Genomic DNA, 16,573 nt, shown 5'->3' with positions numbered 1-16,573 from the left:
CACTGAGCTCTTTCCGGGACATCTGCAGATATCCCATCCAACCGCTCGCACATCTGTGTGGAACTGGCGCGGGCCGCGGTGTGAGGGTGTCCCCCATGACTCCTCGTACCGCGGCCCGCGCCGTCTCCGTACTCGCCGCCCTCGCCCTGGTCGCGGGGTGCGGCGGGTCCGGTGACTCCGGGTCCGACGGCTCCCGCGACGGCGACGGCCGCGAGCGGTCCGGGTCCTCCCGGACGCCCGACGTCGTACCGACCGAGAGCCGCGCGCCCGACCCCGGCCGGGGCTCGGGCGACCCGGACGACATCAACGGCGACGGCCACCCCGACCTGCTGATGCAGGTGCCGGTGGCCTGGCCCGCGAGCCACGGCGGGGTGCCTCGGATCGCCGTCGTCTTCGGCTCGCCGCGCGGGCTCGACCCGACGACGCGGACCCTGTACACCCCCGAGGATCTCGGCGTGCCCGACCCCAGCGCCGTCGGGAACACCCCGCCGTACCCGGGGCTGACCGCCGACCTGGACGACGACGGCTTCGCGGACTTCCTCACGCGCACCGGAGAGGAGACGCCCGCGGGGAACCGCGTGGTCGAGTACGTCAACTGGGGCGGGCCGACCGGGCCCCGGCGCGGCGCGGCGCCGACCCGGGTCCGCCTTCCCGCGCCGGACGCGGCGGCCGGCTTCGACGACGTCGTCCGGGGCGACTTCGACGGCGACGGGCGCCACGACCTGGCGGGCCTGCAGTCCCCCGACTCGGGACTGCGGTCCGACGAGGAGGCCGTGGTGCTGCTGTTCGGCCCGTTCACGCGCACGGGCGCGGCCGCGCGCACCGAGCGGCGGATCCTGCCGCAGCCGCCGTACGCCACGTACAGCGGCATCCGGGCCGACGGCATCGCGCCGTCGGGCAAGCCCCGTACCACCGGCCTGTATCTGCACTACGGCAACGACGGCGAGCAGTCGGCGGGCCGGTACTTCGCCGCCCGGCCCGGCGGCGGCCTCGCCCCCACCAGCCGCCCGGTGCGCGAGGGGAACGGCTCCGCGTTCGGCGACTTCGACGGGGACGGCACCCGCGACCTCGCCGTCGGCGACGACGGGGGCCGCAACGACGAGCCGGACTCCGAGGCCGAGCCGGCCGACGTCTCCGGGAGCTACGCCGTCTACCCCGGCGACGGCGGGCCGGTCCGCACCTACCGGCCCCGCGGGGGCGCGGGCGGCGCGTACACGGCCGTCGACCCCGACGGCGACGGCCGGGACGCCCTGCTGTTCGACGGCCGCGAGGGCCCGGTCCTCTACGAGGGCGACCGGCGGGTCGCCCGCCTTGTCCGCAGGCCGCCCGCGCGGGTCGACGGCAAGCGCATTCCCGCGGGGAGCGGGTGGCGGCGGGTGCACTTCGCCGCCGACTTCGACGGGGACGGCGGGGACGAGGTGGTCCTGTCCTGGCGGTCGCCGAAGCTGTCCCCCGTCTACGGCGAGGTGCCCACCCACTGGTGGATCACGCGCGGCGTGGGCCCGAAGGACGCCACGGCCTTCTCCACCCGAAAGTTCGCCCCGCCTCGCTAGGCCCGGGCCGCAAGTTCCAGCCCCTCCGGCGTTTGAGGAGCGGGGGTCTGGGGGCGGAGCCCCCAGGTTCGGGAATCAGGCCAGCACCGCGAAGCCGTCCAGTTCCAGCAGGCACTCCTCGTCCCAGAGGCGGACCACGCCGATCACCGCCATGGCGGGATAGTCGCGGCCCGCCAAGCGCTTCCAGATCGCCCCCAGTTCGGGCGCGTGCGCGCGGTAGGCGGCGACGTCGGTGGCGTAGACGGTGACGCGGGCGAGGTCCGCGGGGGTGCCGCCCGCCGCGCGCAGGGCGGCGAGCAGATTGCCGAGGGCCCGCTCGAACTGCTCGGGCAGCGTGGCCCCGGTGACCTTGCCGTCGGTGTCCAGGGCCGTCTGCCCGGCGAGGAAGACGACGCGGCCGCCACTCGCCACGACGGCGTGGCTGAAGCCGGTGGCCGGGGACAGCTCCGCGGGGTTCAGCCGGTCGAGGCTCATGCGGTCTCCTTCGGGGAGGGGGCGGTGGCGTACAACTGCTTGGCGATGACGGCCCGTTGGACCTCGCTAGCGCCTTCGTAGATGCGCGGGGCCCGCACCTCGCGGTAGAGGTGTTCGAGCAGGTGCCCGTGCTGGAGGGCGCGGGCGCCGTGCAGCTGGACGGCGGTGTCGACGACATACTGCGCCGTCTCCGTGGCGAAGAGCTTCGCCATCGCCGCGCGGCCCGCGATGCCCTGCTCCTCGCGGTCGTGGGCGGCGGCGGCCGCGTACACCAGGAGCCGGGCCGCCTCCGTGCGCGTGGCCATCTCCGCGACCTGGTGGGACACCGCCTGGAGGTCCTTGAGCTTGCCGCCGAACGCGTCCCGCTCCGCGGTGTGCGCGAGCGTCGCGTCGAGCGCGGCCTGGGCCATGCCGACCGCGAAGGCGCCGACGCTCGGGCGGAAGCGGTTGAGGGTCGCCATGGCGACGCCGAAGCCGCGGTCGACCTCGCCGAGCAGGTCGTCCGTACTCACGCGGACGCCGTCGAAGGCGAGGGTGCCGATGGGGTGCGGGGAGAGCATCGCGAGCGGGGTGCCGGTCAGGCCCGGGCGGTCGGCGGGGACCAGGAAGGCGGTCACGCCGCGGGCGCCCGCGTCCGGCGTGGTGCGGGCGAAGACGGTGTAGAAGTCGGCCTCGGGCGCGTTCGAGATCCAGGACTTCTCGCCCGTCAGGCGCCAGGTGCCCGCCTGCCCCGGCTCGGGCTCGGCGCGCAGCGCGAGGGCCGCGGCGTCGGAGCCCGCGCCCGGCTCGGACAGGGCGAAGGCGGCGACGGCGCGGCCCTCGCGCGCGGCCGGAAGCCAGCGCTCGCGCAGCGCCGCCGGGCCGTGGGCGTGCACGGGGTAGGCGCCCAGGCCCTGGAGGGCGTACGCGGTCTCGGCCTCCGTGCAGCCGCGAGCAAGCGACTCCCTCGTCAGACACAGATCGAGGGCTCCGGCGGTGAAAAGGCCGTCCAGCAGGCCGAGTTCGCCGAGCGCCTCGACGAGCGGGCGGTTCACGCGCCCCGGCTCGCCCTTCTCGGCGAGGGGGCGCAGGCGGGTCTCGGCAAGGTCCCGCAGCCGGTCACGCCGAGCGGCCTGCTCCGGGTCGAGCGAAAATTGCGGAAACGCTGACAAGGACGGTCCATCCGTCATCTCGGGCCTCTCCCCTGGCGCGGGGCGCGCTGCCGCACCCCGAGTCTTATCGCGCAGTGTTGACTGCCGTCACCAACACGATACGCTCGTTGGGCGAGCCCATCACTACGCCCGACGGCAAAGGTGGCGAGGCGCCATGGAGACCACAGGGGCAACGTACGGCGCCGGCGGCGCCGCGCCCACCGGCCACGTCGACACCTTCGCGCGCGAGCACCTCCCGCCGCGCGAGCAGTGGCCCGCGCTGGTGCGCGACCGGCCCGAGCTGCACTACCCCGACCGGCTCAACTGCGGCGCCGAGCTGCTCGACGCCTCCGCCCTGCGGTACGGCGGCGACCGGCCCGCCTTCCTCGCCGCCGACGGCACGACGTGGACGTACGGCGAGCTGAAGAGCCGCGTGGACCGGATCGCGCACGTCCTGACCGCCGAGCTCGGCGTGGTGCCGGGCAACCGCGTGCTCCTTCGCGGCGCCACCTCGCCCTGGCTCGCCGCCTGCTGGCTCGCCGTGATGAAGGCGGGCGCGGTCGCGGTGACCGTCCTCGCCCAGCAGCGCGCGCAGGAGCTGGCCACGATGTGCGAGATCGCGCAGGTCTCGCACGCGCTGTGCGACGCCCGCGCGGTCGACGACCTGATCAAGGCCGGGGTGCCGGGCCTGCGCGTGACGACGTACGGCGGCGAGGGCCCCGACGACCTCGCGGCCCGGGTGGCGGCCCGCGCGGCGGAGCCGTACGAGGCGGTGGACACCGCGGCCGACGACGTGGCGCTCATCGCCTTCACGTCCGGCACGACGGGGCGGCCCAAGGGCTGCATGCACTTCCACCGGGACGTGCTCGCGATCGCCGACACCTTCGCGCGCCACGTCCTGAAGGCCCGCTCCGACGACGTGTTCGCGGGCAGCCCGCCGCTCGGCTTCACCTTCGGCCTGGGCGGCCTCGTCGTCTTCCCGCTGCGCGTCGGCGCGTCCTCCCTGCTGCTCGAACAGGCGGGCCCCAAGCAGCTGTTGCCCGCGATCGCCGCGCACCGGGTGAGCGTGCTGTTCACCGCGCCGACGGCGTACCGCGCGATGCTGGACGCGCTCGACGCGCCCGCCGATGGCGTCGCCCACGACGTGTCGTCGCTGCGCCGCTGCGTCTCGGCGGGCGAGAACCTGCCCGCGGCGACCTGGCAGGCCTGGCACGAGCGCACCGGCCTGCGCGTCATCAACGGCATCGGCGCGACGGAGCTCCTGCACATCTTCATCTCGGCCGCCGACGAGGCGATCCGCCCCGGCACCACGGGGCTTCCCGTGCCGGGGTGGCACGCGCGCGTGGTCGACGACTCCGGCGCGCCCGTGCCGGACGGCGAGCCGGGCCTGCTCGCGGTGCGCGGCCCGATCGGCTGCCGCTACCTCGCCGACCCCCGCCAGCGCGACTACGTCCGGCACGGCTGGAACGTCACCGGCGACACGTACGTCCGCGACGCCGACGGCTACTTCCGCTATGTGGCGCGCGCGGACGACATGATCATCTCGGCCGGGTACAACATCGCGGGCCCCGAGGTCGAGGAGGCCCTGCTGCGCCACCCGGACGTGGTGGAGACCGCCGTCGTGGGCCGCTCCGACGAGCGACGCGGGCAGATCGCCGTCGCGTACGTGGTGCTGCGCGCGGGCGCGACGCCGGACGCCGAGCGGCTGCGCGCGTTCGTCAAGGCGGAGCTGGTGCCGTACAAGTGCCCACGCGAAGTGGAGTTCCTCGACGCCCTCCCGCGGACCGCCACGGGCAAGCTGCAACGCTTCCGCCTGCGGGAACCGGGGGCGGCGCCCGGCGCGGAAGATCCACTCGCGGATCCGGGGCCCGCGTCCGGGGCCTAGAGTGATCACGTGTCCGAGCAACACGCCCCCAGGTCCCTGATCGTCACGTTCTACGGCGCGTACGGCCGGGCCGCGCCCGGCCCCGTCGCGGTCGCCGAACTCGTGCGTCTCCTCGCGCCGGTGGGCGTCGACGCGCCGTCGGTCCGCTCGTCGGTCTCCCGCCTCAAGCGGCGCGGGCTCCTCGTGCCCGCGCGCACGTCCGGCGGGGCCGCGGGGTACGACCTCTCGGCGGAGGCGCGGCAGCTCCTCGACGACGGCGACCGGCGCATCTACCCGGCCGCGGGCGGGCGCCGCGACGGCGGCTGGGTCCTCGCGGTGTTCTCCGTCCCGGAGGCGGAGCGCAACAAGCGCCACGTGCTCCGCTCGCGCCTCGCGGGTCTCGGCTTCGGCACGGCCGCGCCCGGGGTCTGGATCGCCCCGGCCCGTCTCCACGACGAGACCCGGCACACCCTGGAGCGCCTCGGCCTCACGGCGTACGTCGACCTCTTCCGGGGCGAGCACCTGGGCTTCACGCCCACCGCCGAGGCGGTGTCGCGCTGGTGGGACCTGTCCGCCATCGCCAAGGAGCACGAGGCCTTCCTGGACCGCCACGCCCCGGTCCTGCGCGCCTGGCACGCCCGCCCCGACACGCCCCCGGACCAGGCGTACCGCGACTACCTCCTGGCCCTCGACACCTGGCGCCACCTCCCGTACGTCGACCCGGGCCTGCCCCCGGCCCTCCTCCCGCCCGACTGGCCGGGCACCCGCTCGGCAGCGGTCTTCCAGGGCCTGCACGACCGGCTCCACCGGGCGGGAGCGGAGTTCGTGCTCAGAGGCTGAGCCTCGGCTTCGGGGCGTCCGTGCGGCCCGTCTGGGGGCGGCGGCTTCCGGCGCGGTAGGGGTGGGGCCAGGGGGCCGCGGGGCCCTGGTAGTTCTGCTCGGCCGCCGCGTGGAGGGTCCAGTGGGGGTCGTAGAGGTGGGGGCGGGCCAGGGCGCAGAGGTCGGTGCGGCCCGCCAGGAGCAGGGAGTTGACGTCGTCCCAGGACGAGATGGCGCCGACCGCGATCACAGGTATGCCGGTCTCGTTGCGGATACGGTCCGCGTACGGGGTCTGGTACGAGCGGCCGTACGCGGGGGCGTCGTCGGAGACCACCTGGCCCGTGGAGACGTCGATCGCGTCGGCGCCGTGGGCCGCGAAGGCCCGGGCGATCGCCACGGCGTCGTCGGCCGTCGTACCGCCCTCGGCCCAGTCCGTGGCGGAGACGCGGACCGTCATCGGCCGGCCCGACGGCCACGCCTCGCGCACCGCGTCGAAGACCTCCAGGGGGAAGCGGAGCCGGGCCTCGAGCGAGCCGCCGTACGCGTCCGTGCGGCGGTTGGTGAGCGGGGACAGGAAGCCGGAGAGCAAGTAGCCGTGCGCGCAGTGGAGTTCCAGGAGGTCGAAGCCGCTGCGCGCGGCACGCCGGGCGGCGGCGACGAACTCCTCGCGCAGGGACGGGAGTTCATCGGCCCGCAGGGCGTGCGGGACCTGGCTGCGCGAGGTGTACGGCAGCGCGGAGGGGGCCACCAGGGGCCAGTTGCCCTCGTCCAGGGGCTCGTCGATGCCCTCCCACATGAGCTTGGTGGAGCCCTTGCGGCCCGCGTGCCCCAGCTGGACGCCGAAGGCCGTGCCGGGCGACTGCTCGTGCACGAAGTCCGCGACGCGCGCCCAGGCCTCGGCCTGCTCGTCGGTGTAGAGCCCGGCGCAGCCGGGGGTGATGCGGCCCCGCTCGCTCACGCACACCATCTCGGTCATGACCAGGCCCGCCCCGCCCAGCGCCCGCGCGCCCAGGTGGACCAGGTGGAAGTCACCGGGGACGCCGTCCCGGGCGGAGTACATGTCCATCGGGGACACGACGACGCGGTTGCGCAGGGTGAGGCCGCCGAGCGTGAAGGGGGTGAACATGGGCGGCGTGCCCTCGGGGCAGCCGAAGTCCCGCTCGACCGCCGTCGTGAACCGCTCGTCGCGCAGGCGCAGATTGTCGTGGGTGACGCGGCGGCTGCGGGTGAGCAGGTTGAACGCGAACTGCCGCGGCGGCTGGCCCAGATAGAGGGGAAGCTCCTCGAACCACTGGAGGCTCGCCTGCGCGGCGCGCTGCGTGGACGCCACGACCGGGCGGCGCTCGGCCTCGTACGCGGCGAGGGCGCGCGGGACGTCCGGCTGCTCCTGGAGGCAGGCCGCGAGGGCGAGCGCGTCCTCGACGGCCAGCTTCGTACCGGAGCCGATGGAGAAGTGCGCGGTGTGCGCGGCGTCGCCGAGCAGCACCGTGTTGCCGTGCGACCAGCGGTCGTTGACGACCGTGCGGAAGGTCAGCCAGGACGAGTTGTTGGAGCGCAGGCCGCGGCCGTGCAGGGCCTCCGCGAAGACCTTGGCGCAACGGTCGATCGTCTCGCCCGGCTCGGCGTCCGCGAAGCCCGCCGCCCGCCAGACCTCCTCCCGCATCTCGATGATCACGGTGGACTCGTCCGCCGAGAACGGATAGCCGTGCAGCTGCATCACGCCGTGCTCGGTCTCGGCGATCTCGAAGCGGAACGCGTCGAAGGCGAAGTCGGCGGCGAGCCAGATGTAGCGGCAGCGGTGGCTTGTGACGGCGGGCCGGAAGACGTCCGCGTGCGCCTCGCGGGTCGCGCTGTGCACCCCGTCCGCGGCGACCACCAGGTCGTACGCCGTCGCCAGGTCGGCGGCCGGCGGGGCCTCGGTGCGAAAGCGCAGGTCCACGCCCAGGTCGCGGCAGCGCTCGTGCAGCACGGCGAGCAGCGCCCGGCGGCCGAGCGCGGCGAAGCCGTGGCCGCCGGAGGTGTGCCGGGTGTCGCGGTGCACGATGTCGATGTCGTCCCAGCGCACGAAGCGCTCCCGCAGCGCCGCGTACACCACCGGGTCGGCGTGCTCGATGCCGCCGAGCGTCTCGTCGGAGAGGACCACGCCGAAGCCGAAGGTGTCGTCCGGGGCGTTCTTCTCCCAGACCGTGATCTCGCGCGCCGGGTCGAGGCGCTTGAGCAGGGCGGCGGCGTACAGGCCGCCGGGGCCGCCGCCGATGACGGCGACGCGGTGCACGGCGGGGGCCGCGGCGGGCGCGTCGCTCACGGTCACCGCCCCCGCCACTTCGGGGCGCGCTTCGCGGTGAAGGCCGCGTGGAACTCGGCGTAGTCCTCGCCGTTCATGAGCAGCGCCTGGGTCGCCGCGTCCAGCTCCACGGAGGCCGCGAGCGGCATGTCCAGCTCCGCGGTGAGCAAGGCCTTGGTCTGCGCGTACGCCAGGGCCGGGCCCTCGGCCAGACGGCGGGCGAGGGCGGCGGCGGCCTCGTCGGCCCTGCCCTCGTCGGTCAGCTCGCTGAGCAGCCCGATCCGCTCGGCCTCGGGGGCGCGCACCGGCTCGCCGAGCATCAGCAGACGTGTGGCGTGCCCGAGCCCGACCACGCGCGGCAGCAGATACGCGGCGCCCATGTCACCACCGGACAGGCCGACCCGGGTGAACAGGAACGCGAACCGCGCCGACGGGTCCGCCACCCGGAAGTCCGCGGCGAGCGCGAGCACCGCGCCCGCGCCCGCGGCCACCCCGTGCACGGCGGCGACCACCGGGAAGGGGCACTCGCGCAGGGCCCGCACGACCTGGCCCGTCATGCGGTTGAAGTCGAGCAGCTGGGCGGTGTCCATGGCGAGCGTGGCGCCGATGATCTCGTCGACGTCGCCGCCCGAGCAGAAGCCGCGGCCCTCGCCCGCGAGCACGAGGGCCCGCACGGACCGCGTGCGGGACAGCTCGGCGAGCAGGTCGCGCAGGTCGGCGTAGGCGCCGAAGGTGAGCGCGTTGAGCTTGTCGGGGCGGGCGAGCGTGACGGTGGCGACGCCCTCGTCGACGGTCAGGCGCAGATGCTCCCACTCGGGGGTGCGGGCTGCGGAGCCGGTGAAAGGACTCATGGCGTGCGGCCTCCTCGGCGGAGTGCGACGGGGCGTTCCCTCTTCGAACCCTCTTCGAAGTTATCACCGTTCCATGACTGTCGTCACGAGTACGCGATATCAGCCATGCGGGGCGGGCCCCGGACGGCGTGACGGTGGTCCCTGAGCGGCCCGACCAAGGGCCCTGTCGCCACTCGGCTTAGGATTCGTACGGTTGAAAGCAGGACCGCACCGGACCACCTGCTCGCCGAACGGACCCGCACTTGCCCGAACCGCACTCGCCCGCAAGCTGGCGCATCGCGCTGCCGCACACGGTGGCCGCCGTGCCGATCGCGCGCGCCCTGGTCCGTACGGCGCTCATCGACATCGGCTCCACGGCGGACACGGACACGGCCGAACTGCTCACGGCGGAGCTGGTGGCCAACGCGGTGGAGCACGCGCCCGGGCACGCGCCGATAGAGCTGCTCATCGAGCTGCTGCCGACGCAGTGCCAGGTGGAGGTGCGGGACTCCAACCCCACGCCGCCCGGCGACCTCACCACCCCCGGCCCCGGCTGCGAGCCGGACCCCTGGCAGGAGCACGGCCGCGGCCTCCTCCTGATCCGCACCCTCAGCTCGGCCTGCGGCCACCGGCCGACCGCCTCGGGCAAGGCGGTCTGGTTCACCTTGACGGCAGGGCCTTAGCGGGACCCTTGTCGGCGCTCCGCGCCTCGTCCTCAAACGCCGGACGGGCTGAAATCCTCCGGTGCGGGCCGGAGGTCCCCTGCGGACCGCGGACCCGCGGCGAGTCGCAGACGGGAGCCGGTCCGCACCGGCAACCATTCAGCCCGTCCGGCGCTTGAGGACGAGGCCGAAGGCCGATTACGCCGTCAGCGCCGGGCCCCCGTCCGCCAGGGTCGCGACCAGGACGGCCTTGATCGTGTGGAGGCGGTTCTCCGCCTCGTCGAAGACGATCGAGTGGGGGGACTCGAAGACCTCGTCACTGACCTCCAGCCAGCGCAGGCCGTGGCGCTCGCAGAGGGCGCGGCCCAGGGTCGTGTCCAGATCGTGGAAGGCCGGCAGGCAGTGCAGAAAGCGCACGTCCGGGTTGCCGGTGGCGCGCAGGACGTCCATGGTCACGGCGTACGGCGCCAGGGACCGGATGCGCTCGTCCCAGACCTCGGCGGGCTCCCCCATGGACAGCCAGACGTCCGTGCCGACGAAGTCCGCGTCCGCGACACCCTCGGCCACTTCCTCGGTGAGCGTGATCCGGGCACCGCTGACCTCGGCGAGCCGCCGCGCCCGGGCGACCACGTGCGCGGCGGGCCAGTACGCCTCGGGCGCCACGATCCGTACGTCCATGCCGAGCAGGGCGCCGGTGACCAGGTAGGAGTTGCCCATGTTGAAGCGGGCGTCGCCGAGGTAGGCGAAGGCGATCCGCTCCAGGGGCTCGGCGCAGTGCTCGGTCATCGTGAGGACGTCGGCGAGCATCTGCGTGGGGTGCCAGTCGTCGGTCAGGCCGTTGTAGACGGGCACGCCCGCGTGGGCCGCGAGCGTCTCCGCCGTCTCCTGGGCGTCCCCCCGGTACTGGATCGCGTCGAACATCCGGCCGAGGACCCGGGCGGTGTCCTTCGCGGACTCCTTCTGGCCGATGTGCGAGGCGGAGGGGTCCATGTACGTGGTGGCCGCGCCCTGGTCCGCGGCGGCCACCTCGAAGGCGCAGCGGGTGCGCGTGGAGGCCTTCTCGAAGACCAGGGCGATGTTCTTGCCGCTCAGCCGCCGCTCCTCGCGCCCCTCCCGCTTGGCGGCCTTCAGCTCCGCGGCCAGGGCGAGCAGACCTCGGAACTCCTCGGCGGTGAAGTCCACCTCCTTGAGGAAGTGGCGGCCGGTGAGGTCAAGGCTGGTCGGGCCGTTCGCCATGGGGGCGCTCCTGGGGTGCGAATGCGTGATACTGGAAGTATATACGATCACTCACAAATGTATGCACCACCCTGGGGGTCACCCCGTCGGCGCCCGGACCGACCCCGCACGGCTCGGCCCCGCTCGGCCCCGCTCGGCTCAGCCCCCGACCGGGTCCCGCTCCACCGGGCAGCTCATGCAGCGCGGCCCGCCCCGGCCCCGGCCCAGCTCGCTGCCGGGGATCTCGATCACCTCGATGCCCTGCTTGCGCAGATAGGTGTTGGTCGTCGCGTTCCGCTCGTACGCGACGACGACGCCCGGCTCGACCGCCAGGACGTTGCAGCCGTCGTCCCACTGCTCGCGCTCGGCCGCGTGCACGTCCTGCGTGGCGGTCAGGACCCGGACGCGGTCCAGGCCGAGGGCCGCCGCGATCGCCCGGTGCATGTGCTCCGGCGGGTGGTCGGTGACCTTCAGCTCGCGCTCGTCGACCCCCGGCTCGATGGTGTACGAGCGCAGCATGCCGAGGCCCGCGTACTGCGTGAACGTATCTCCGTCGACCATCGTCATGACCGTGTCCAGATGCATGAAGGCCCGGCGCTTGGGCATGTCGAGCGCCACGATCGTGCGCGCGGACCCGGCGGCGAACAGCTTGTGCGCGAGCATCTCGACGGCCTGCGGCTTGGTGCGCTCGCTCATGCCGATGAGCACGGCGCCGTTGCCGATCACCAGGACGTCGCCGCCCTCGATGGTGGAGGGGTAGTCGGCCTGGCCCTGCGACCAGACGTTGCCCACCTGGCCCTGGAAGAGCGGGTGGTGCTGGTAGATCGCCTCGAAGTGGACGGTCTCGCGCTGCCGCGCGGGCCAGCGCATCGCGTTGATCGACACGCCGTCGTAGATCCACGCGGAGGTGTCGCGCGTGAACAGGTGGTTGGGCAGCGGGCCGAGCAGGAAGTCGTCCAGGTCCATGCAGTGGAAGCGCACGGACGTGGGCTCCGGGTGCCGCGCCAGGTACTCGCGCTTCGTCATGCCGCCGACCAGGGCCTCCGCGAGCTCGCCCGACGGCAGGGCCTCGAACGCGGCGCGCAGGTGGTCGGTGGCGAGCGGGCCGTACTCCTTCTCGTCGAAGACGCGGTCCAGGACGAGCTGCCGGGCCGCCGGCACGTTCAGGACCTCGGTGAGCAGGTCGCCGAAGAGATGGACCGTCACCCCCCGGTCCCGCAGCACGTCGGCGAAGCCGTCGTGCTCCTGTCTCGCCCGCCGCACCCACAGGACGTCGTCGAAGAGCAGCGCGTCCTTGTTGGTGGGGGTGAGGCGTTTCAGCTCCAGGTCCGGGCGGTGCAGGATGACGCGGCGAAGGCGCCCGGCCTCGGAGTCGACGTGGAATCCCATGCCCCCATCCTCACCTCTCCACGCCCGGGACACGCGTCGAAGGCGCCCAGAACACGTCACAACGCGCCGTGTTGCCGGTGTCCCGCCGGGCAGGACGCCCGGCGGGACACCGGCGGGGCACCGATGCCGGGGCCCCGCGCCGGTCACAGACGCGGATCCACCGGTTCCGATTCCAGCGCGAGCACCGCGAACACCGCCTCGTGGACCCGCCACAGCGGCTCCCCCTCCGCGAGCCGGTCGAGCGCCTCCACCCCGAGCGCGTACTCGCGGATCGCGAGCGAGCGCTTGTGGCCGAGGAAGCGCCCGCGCAGCTTGGCGAGGTTCTCCGGGCGCGTGTACTCCGGGCCGTAGATGATGCGCAGGTACTCCCGGCCCCGGCACTTGACGCCCGGCTGGACCAGGCGCCCCTTGCCGTCGCGGACAAGGGCGCCGACCGGCTTGACGACCATGCCCTCGCCGCCGCGCCCGGTCATCTCCAGCCACCAGTCGACGCCCGCGCGCACCGATTCCTCGTCGCCCGTGTCCACGTACAGGCGGCGCGTGGTGCGCAGCAGGCCCGAGCCGTCGTGCTCCACCATGCGGTCGATCAGGGCCAGTTGCTCGTCGTGCGGCAGCGCGGCGAGGCTCCTGCCCTGGACGGCGAGGATCTGGAACGGCGCCAGGTGCACGCCGTCGAGCCCGTTCGTCGGCCAGCAGTAGCGGCGGTAGGCGTCGGTGAACGCGGCGGCGTCCGCCGCCCGTTCGCGCTGCGCGTCGAGCAGGTCGCCGACGTCGACGCCGCGCCCGGCGGCCGCCTCCAGGGCGTTCAGGGCGTCCGGGAAGGCCGCGCCGGACGCGGCGCCCACGGCGGCGTACTGGGTGCGCAGCAGGCCGGTGGCCTTCAGCGACCAGGGCAGCAGCTCGGCGTCGAGCAGCAGCCAGTCGGTGCCGAGCTCCGTCCACAGACCGCCCGCGCCGACGGCGGCCCGTATCCGGTCGAGGATCTCCTCGGTCAGCGCCGGGTCGTCGAGGAACGGACGGCCGGTGCGCGTGTACAGCGAGCCCGTCGGCCCGTCCACGCCGAACCGCTCGCGCGCCGCGTCCGCGTCCTTGCAGACCAGGACCACGGCGCGGGAGCCCATGTGCTTCTCCTCGCACACCACGCGCGCCACGCCGTCCGCCGCGTACTGCGCGAACGCCTCCGCCGGGTGCTCCAGGTAGCCCTCGCGCTGCGACGTCGCCGTCGGCGCCATCGTCGGCGGCAGATACGGCACCAGGCGCGGATCGGCCGCGAAGCGGCTCATGACCTCGAGGGCCGCCGCGGCGTTCTCCTCGCGCACGGTCACACGTCCGGCGTTGCGGGTCTCCACGACCCTGCGGCCGTGCACGTCGCCGAGGTCGAGCGGGCGCCCGTCGTGTCCGCCGGGCGCGTCCGTGCGCAGCGGCCTCGCCGGTTCGTACCAGACCTTCTCGGCCGGTACGTCGACGAGTTCGCGCTCGGGCCAGCGCAGCGCGGTGAGCTTGCCGCCGAAGACCGCGCCGGTGTCCAGGCAGATGGTGTTGTTCAGCCAGGTCGCCGTGGGCACGGGCGTGTGGCCGTACACGACGGCCGCCTTGCCGCGGTACTCCTCGGCCCACGGGTAGCGCACGGGCAGGCCGAACTCGTCGGTCTCCCCCGTCGTGTCGCCGTACAGGGCGTGCGAGCGGACCCGGCCCGAGGTGCGGCCGTGGTACTTCTCGGGCAGCCCGGCGTGGCAGACGACGAGCCTGCCGCCGTCGAGGACGTAGTGGCTGACGAGCCCGTCCACGAACTCCCGCACCCGGGCGCGGAACTCCTCGCTCTCGCCCTGAAGCTGCTCGACGGTCTCCGCGAGGCCGTGCGAGTGCTGGACCTTGCGGCCCCTCAGGTGGCGGCCGAGCTTGTTCTCGTGGTTGCCGGGCACGCACAGGGCGGTCCCCGCGGCGACCATGCTCATGACGCGGCGCAGGACGCCCGGCGTGTCGGGGCCGCGGTCGACGAGGTCGCCGACGAAGACGGCCGTGCGGCCCTCGGGGTGCACGCCGTCGACGTACCCGAGGACGGCGAGCAGGGACTCCAGCTCGCTCGCGCAGCCGTGGACGTCGCCGACGATGTCGAACGGGCCGGTGAGGTGGGTGAGGTCGTTGAAGCGCCTCTCGGTGACGACCGTGGCCGCCTCGACCTCCGCCACGCCCTTGAGCACGTGCACCTTGCGGAAGCCCTCGCGCTCCAAGTGCCTGAGCGAGCGCCTGAGTTCGCGGGTGTGGCGCTGGATGACGCGGCGCGGCATGTCGGCCCGGTCGGTACGGGACGCGTTGCGCTCGGCGCACACCTCCTCGGGCACGTCGAGCACGATGGCGATGGGCAGCACGTCGTGGCGTCTGGCCAGCTCGACCAGTTGCTTGCGGCTCTCGCTCTGCACGTTCGTGGCGTCCACGACCGTGCGGCGGCCTGCGGCGAGGCGCTTGCCCGCGATGTAGTGCAGCACGTCGAAGGCGTCGCGGCTCGCGCTCTGGTCGTTCTCGTCGTCGGCGACGAGCCCGCGGCAGAAGTCCGACGAGATCACCTCGGTCGGCTTGAAGTGCCGCCGCGCGAACGTCGACTTGCCGGAGCCCGACGCGCCGACGAGCACCACGAGGGAGAGGTCGGTGACGGGAAGGGTCCTGCTCATGCCGCCGTCACCTCCTTGGTGCGGTTCTGGTCGTTGCGGTCGTTGCGGTCGTTGTTCCGGTCGTTCCTCGTGGGCCGCTCGTCCCGGGTGAACACCGCCATCTGCGTGGGCGGGCCCACCTCCGGGTCGTCGGGCCCGACGGGCGCGAACGCGACCTCGTAGCCGTGCTGGACGGCGACGGCCCCGGCCCACTGCCGGAACTGGGCGCGGGTCCACTCGAAGCGGTGGTCGCCGTGGCGGGCGTGGCCCGCCGGGAGGGACTCCCAGCGCACGTTGTACTCCACGTTCGGCGTCGTCACGAGGACGGTGCGCGGGCGCGCGGAGCCGAACACCGCGTGCTCCAGGGCGGGCAGCCGCTCCAGGTCGACGTGCTCGACGACCTCGCTGAGCACGGCCGCGTCGTACCCCTTCAGGCGCTTGTCCGTGTACGCGAGGGAGCCCTGGAACAGCTCCACGCGCTCCGCCTGGCGCTCGCCCATGCGGTCCAGCTTCAGCCGCCGCGCCGCCACGGTGAGCGCGCGCATCGACACGTCGACGCCCACGACCTTGGTGTACCGCGTGTCCTTGAGCAGCGCCTGCACCAGCTGGCCCTGTCCGCAGCCGAGGTCGAGCACCCGGGCCGCCCCGGCGGCCTCCAGGGCCGCGAGGACCGCCTCGCGCCGCCGCACGGCGAGCGGCACCGGCTGCTCCTCGGTGTCGACGTCCTCGTTCACGGCGTTGTCGATCTCCGTGACGTCCGAGTCGTCCGCGTCGGCGAGGCGCACCAGCTCCAGGCGCTCCATGGCCTCGCGCGTCAGCGACCAGCGGCGGGACAGATAGCGGCTGGTGATCAGCTTCTGCTCGGGGTGGTCCGCGAGCCAGCCCTCGCCTGCGCGCAGGAGCTTGTCGACCTCGTCGGCCGAGACCCAGTAGTGCTTGGCGTCGTCGAGCACCGGAAGCAGCACGTACAGATGGCGGAGCGCCTCGCTCAGGGTGAGCGTGCCGTCCGGCGCGTCCAGGACGAGGCGGACGTACCGCGAGTCGCCCCAGTCCGGGAAGCGCTCGTCGAGGGGCACCGGCTCGACGCGCGCCGTCCAGCCCAGCGGCTCGAACAGGGCGCGCACCAGGTCGGGCCCGCCGCGCGCGGGCAGCGCGGGCACCTCGACGCGCAGCGGCAGCGGCCGTCCGGCCCGCTCCGGCAGGGCCTTGCACGTGCCGCGCAGCGCGCTGGAGAACACCGCGCTGAGCGCGACGGCGAGCAGCGACGAGGCGGCGTACGGACGGTCGTTCACGTACTGCGCGAGGGCCGCGTCCGGGGCGCCGCCGCGGCCCTTGCCGCCCTTGCCCCGCCGCACGAGCGCCAGCGGGTCCACCTCGAGCAGCAGCGCCGCCGTGCAGCGCTCGTCGGTCGCCTCCGGGTAGAAGACGTGCGCGCGGCCGTAGGAGGTGGAGAACGCCTGCGCCTTGCCGGGATGCTTGTGCAGCAGGAACCCGAGGTCGGTCGCGGGGCGTTCGGGGGTGCCGGTCGTGCTGATCGTCAGGAACACGGTGGGTCTGCCTTGGTATGCCTTTTGAGCTGCGGATACTGTCGGGCCGTAGCGCACCGGTGCACATCGCGTGCACACGAGCCGCCTGACGACGGCTCCTGGCGGGACGGACCGCAGCAACGGACGGGCGCGCTGGAGGGATCACGGCTCCAGGCCTC

The 16,573-nt window shown here is 74.0% G+C and carries 12 protein-coding genes; 4 read left to right on the top strand and 8 right to left on the bottom strand.

The window, feature by feature from the left end:
* The first annotated feature begins 95 nt into the window (after window positions 1–95).
* Window positions 96–1,553, top strand: coding sequence for a hypothetical protein (locus CP982_RS31390; protein WP_150513533.1), 1,458 nt, complete (start codon window positions 96–98; stop codon window positions 1,551–1,553).
* 75 nt (window positions 1,554–1,628) lie between these two features.
* On the opposite strand, the gene CP982_RS31385 is transcribed toward CP982_RS31390, so the two are convergent.
* Both CP982_RS31385 and CP982_RS31380 read right to left on the bottom strand, forming a co-directional pair.
* Entirely contained in the window at window positions 1,629–2,027 is a 399-nt protein-coding gene (locus CP982_RS31385; protein WP_150513532.1) for a RidA family protein, read from the bottom strand.
* Window positions 2,024–3,178 (bottom strand): acyl-CoA dehydrogenase family protein, encoded by a 1,155-nt coding sequence (locus tag CP982_RS31380; protein WP_229878687.1) that lies wholly within the window; start codon window positions 3,176–3,178, stop codon window positions 2,024–2,026. The genes CP982_RS31385 and CP982_RS31380 overlap by 4 nt, the downstream gene beginning before the upstream one ends.
* Window positions 3,179–3,332: 154 nt before the next feature.
* Here CP982_RS31380 and CP982_RS31375 point away from each other — a divergent pair, with 154 nt between their 5' ends.
* Both CP982_RS31375 and CP982_RS31370 read left to right on the top strand, forming a co-directional pair.
* Window positions 3,333–5,042 (top strand): AMP-binding protein, encoded by a 1,710-nt coding sequence (locus tag CP982_RS31375; RefSeq protein ID WP_150513530.1) that lies wholly within the window; start codon window positions 3,333–3,335, stop codon window positions 5,040–5,042.
* Between the two features lie 9 nt (window positions 5,043–5,051).
* On the top strand, window positions 5,052–5,861 hold the full coding sequence (locus CP982_RS31370) for a PaaX family transcriptional regulator (protein ID WP_150513529.1): 810 nt from the start codon (window positions 5,052–5,054) through the stop codon (window positions 5,859–5,861).
* Here the strand turns inward: CP982_RS31370 and CP982_RS31365 are convergent.
* Together CP982_RS31365 and CP982_RS31360 are read right to left on the bottom strand one after the other, a co-directional pair.
* On the bottom strand, window positions 5,851–8,145 hold the full coding sequence (locus CP982_RS31365; protein ID WP_229878689.1) for a bifunctional salicylyl-CoA 5-hydroxylase/oxidoreductase: 2,295 nt from the start codon (window positions 8,143–8,145) through the stop codon (window positions 5,851–5,853). The genes CP982_RS31370 and CP982_RS31365 overlap by 11 nt on opposite strands.
* A 2-nt stretch (window positions 8,146–8,147) precedes the next feature.
* Entirely contained in the window at window positions 8,148–8,975 is an 828-nt protein-coding gene (locus CP982_RS31360) for an enoyl-CoA hydratase family protein (RefSeq protein ID WP_030682496.1), read from the bottom strand.
* A gap of 242 nt (window positions 8,976–9,217) precedes the next feature.
* Here CP982_RS31360 and CP982_RS31355 point away from each other — a divergent pair, with 242 nt between their 5' ends.
* The gene (locus CP982_RS31355; RefSeq protein WP_170316519.1) at window positions 9,218–9,637 is read left to right on the top strand and encodes an ATP-binding protein; all 420 of its coding nucleotides are present in this window, start codon (window positions 9,218–9,220) and stop codon (window positions 9,635–9,637) included.
* Window positions 9,638–9,814: 177 nt separating this feature from the next.
* Here the strand turns inward: CP982_RS31355 and argF are convergent, their stop codons facing one another.
* The 4 genes from argF to CP982_RS31335 all read right to left on the bottom strand — a co-directional run bounded on the left by argF (window position 9,815) and on the right by CP982_RS31335 (window position 16,415).
* Window positions 9,815–10,852: an ornithine carbamoyltransferase gene (gene argF / locus CP982_RS31350; RefSeq protein WP_150513528.1), complete on the bottom strand. Its 1,038-nt coding sequence runs from the start codon at window positions 10,850–10,852 to the stop codon at window positions 9,815–9,817.
* Window positions 10,853–10,990: 138 nt separating this feature from the next.
* A complete protein-coding gene (locus CP982_RS31345) occupies window positions 10,991–12,220 on the bottom strand; it encodes an arginine deiminase (RefSeq protein WP_150513527.1) in 1,230 nt (409 codons plus the stop codon).
* 143 nt (window positions 12,221–12,363) lie between these two features.
* Entirely contained in the window at window positions 12,364–14,889 is a 2,526-nt protein-coding gene (locus CP982_RS31340) for a polynucleotide kinase-phosphatase (RefSeq protein WP_150513526.1), read from the bottom strand.
* Window positions 14,886–16,415 carry a 3' terminal RNA ribose 2'-O-methyltransferase Hen1 gene (locus CP982_RS31335; RefSeq protein WP_150513525.1) on the bottom strand — a complete coding sequence of 510 codons (1,530 nt, stop codon included), beginning with the start codon at window positions 16,413–16,415 and terminating at the stop codon, window positions 14,886–14,888. The genes CP982_RS31340 and CP982_RS31335 overlap by 4 nt, the downstream gene beginning before the upstream one ends.
* Window positions 16,416–16,573: the final 158 nt, after the last annotated feature.

This window comes from Streptomyces spectabilis (assembly GCF_008704795.1).
GTDB lineage: Bacteria > Actinomycetota > Actinomycetes > Streptomycetales > Streptomycetaceae > Streptomyces > Streptomyces spectabilis.
This window is presented reverse-complemented; position numbering and strand designations above follow the sequence as displayed.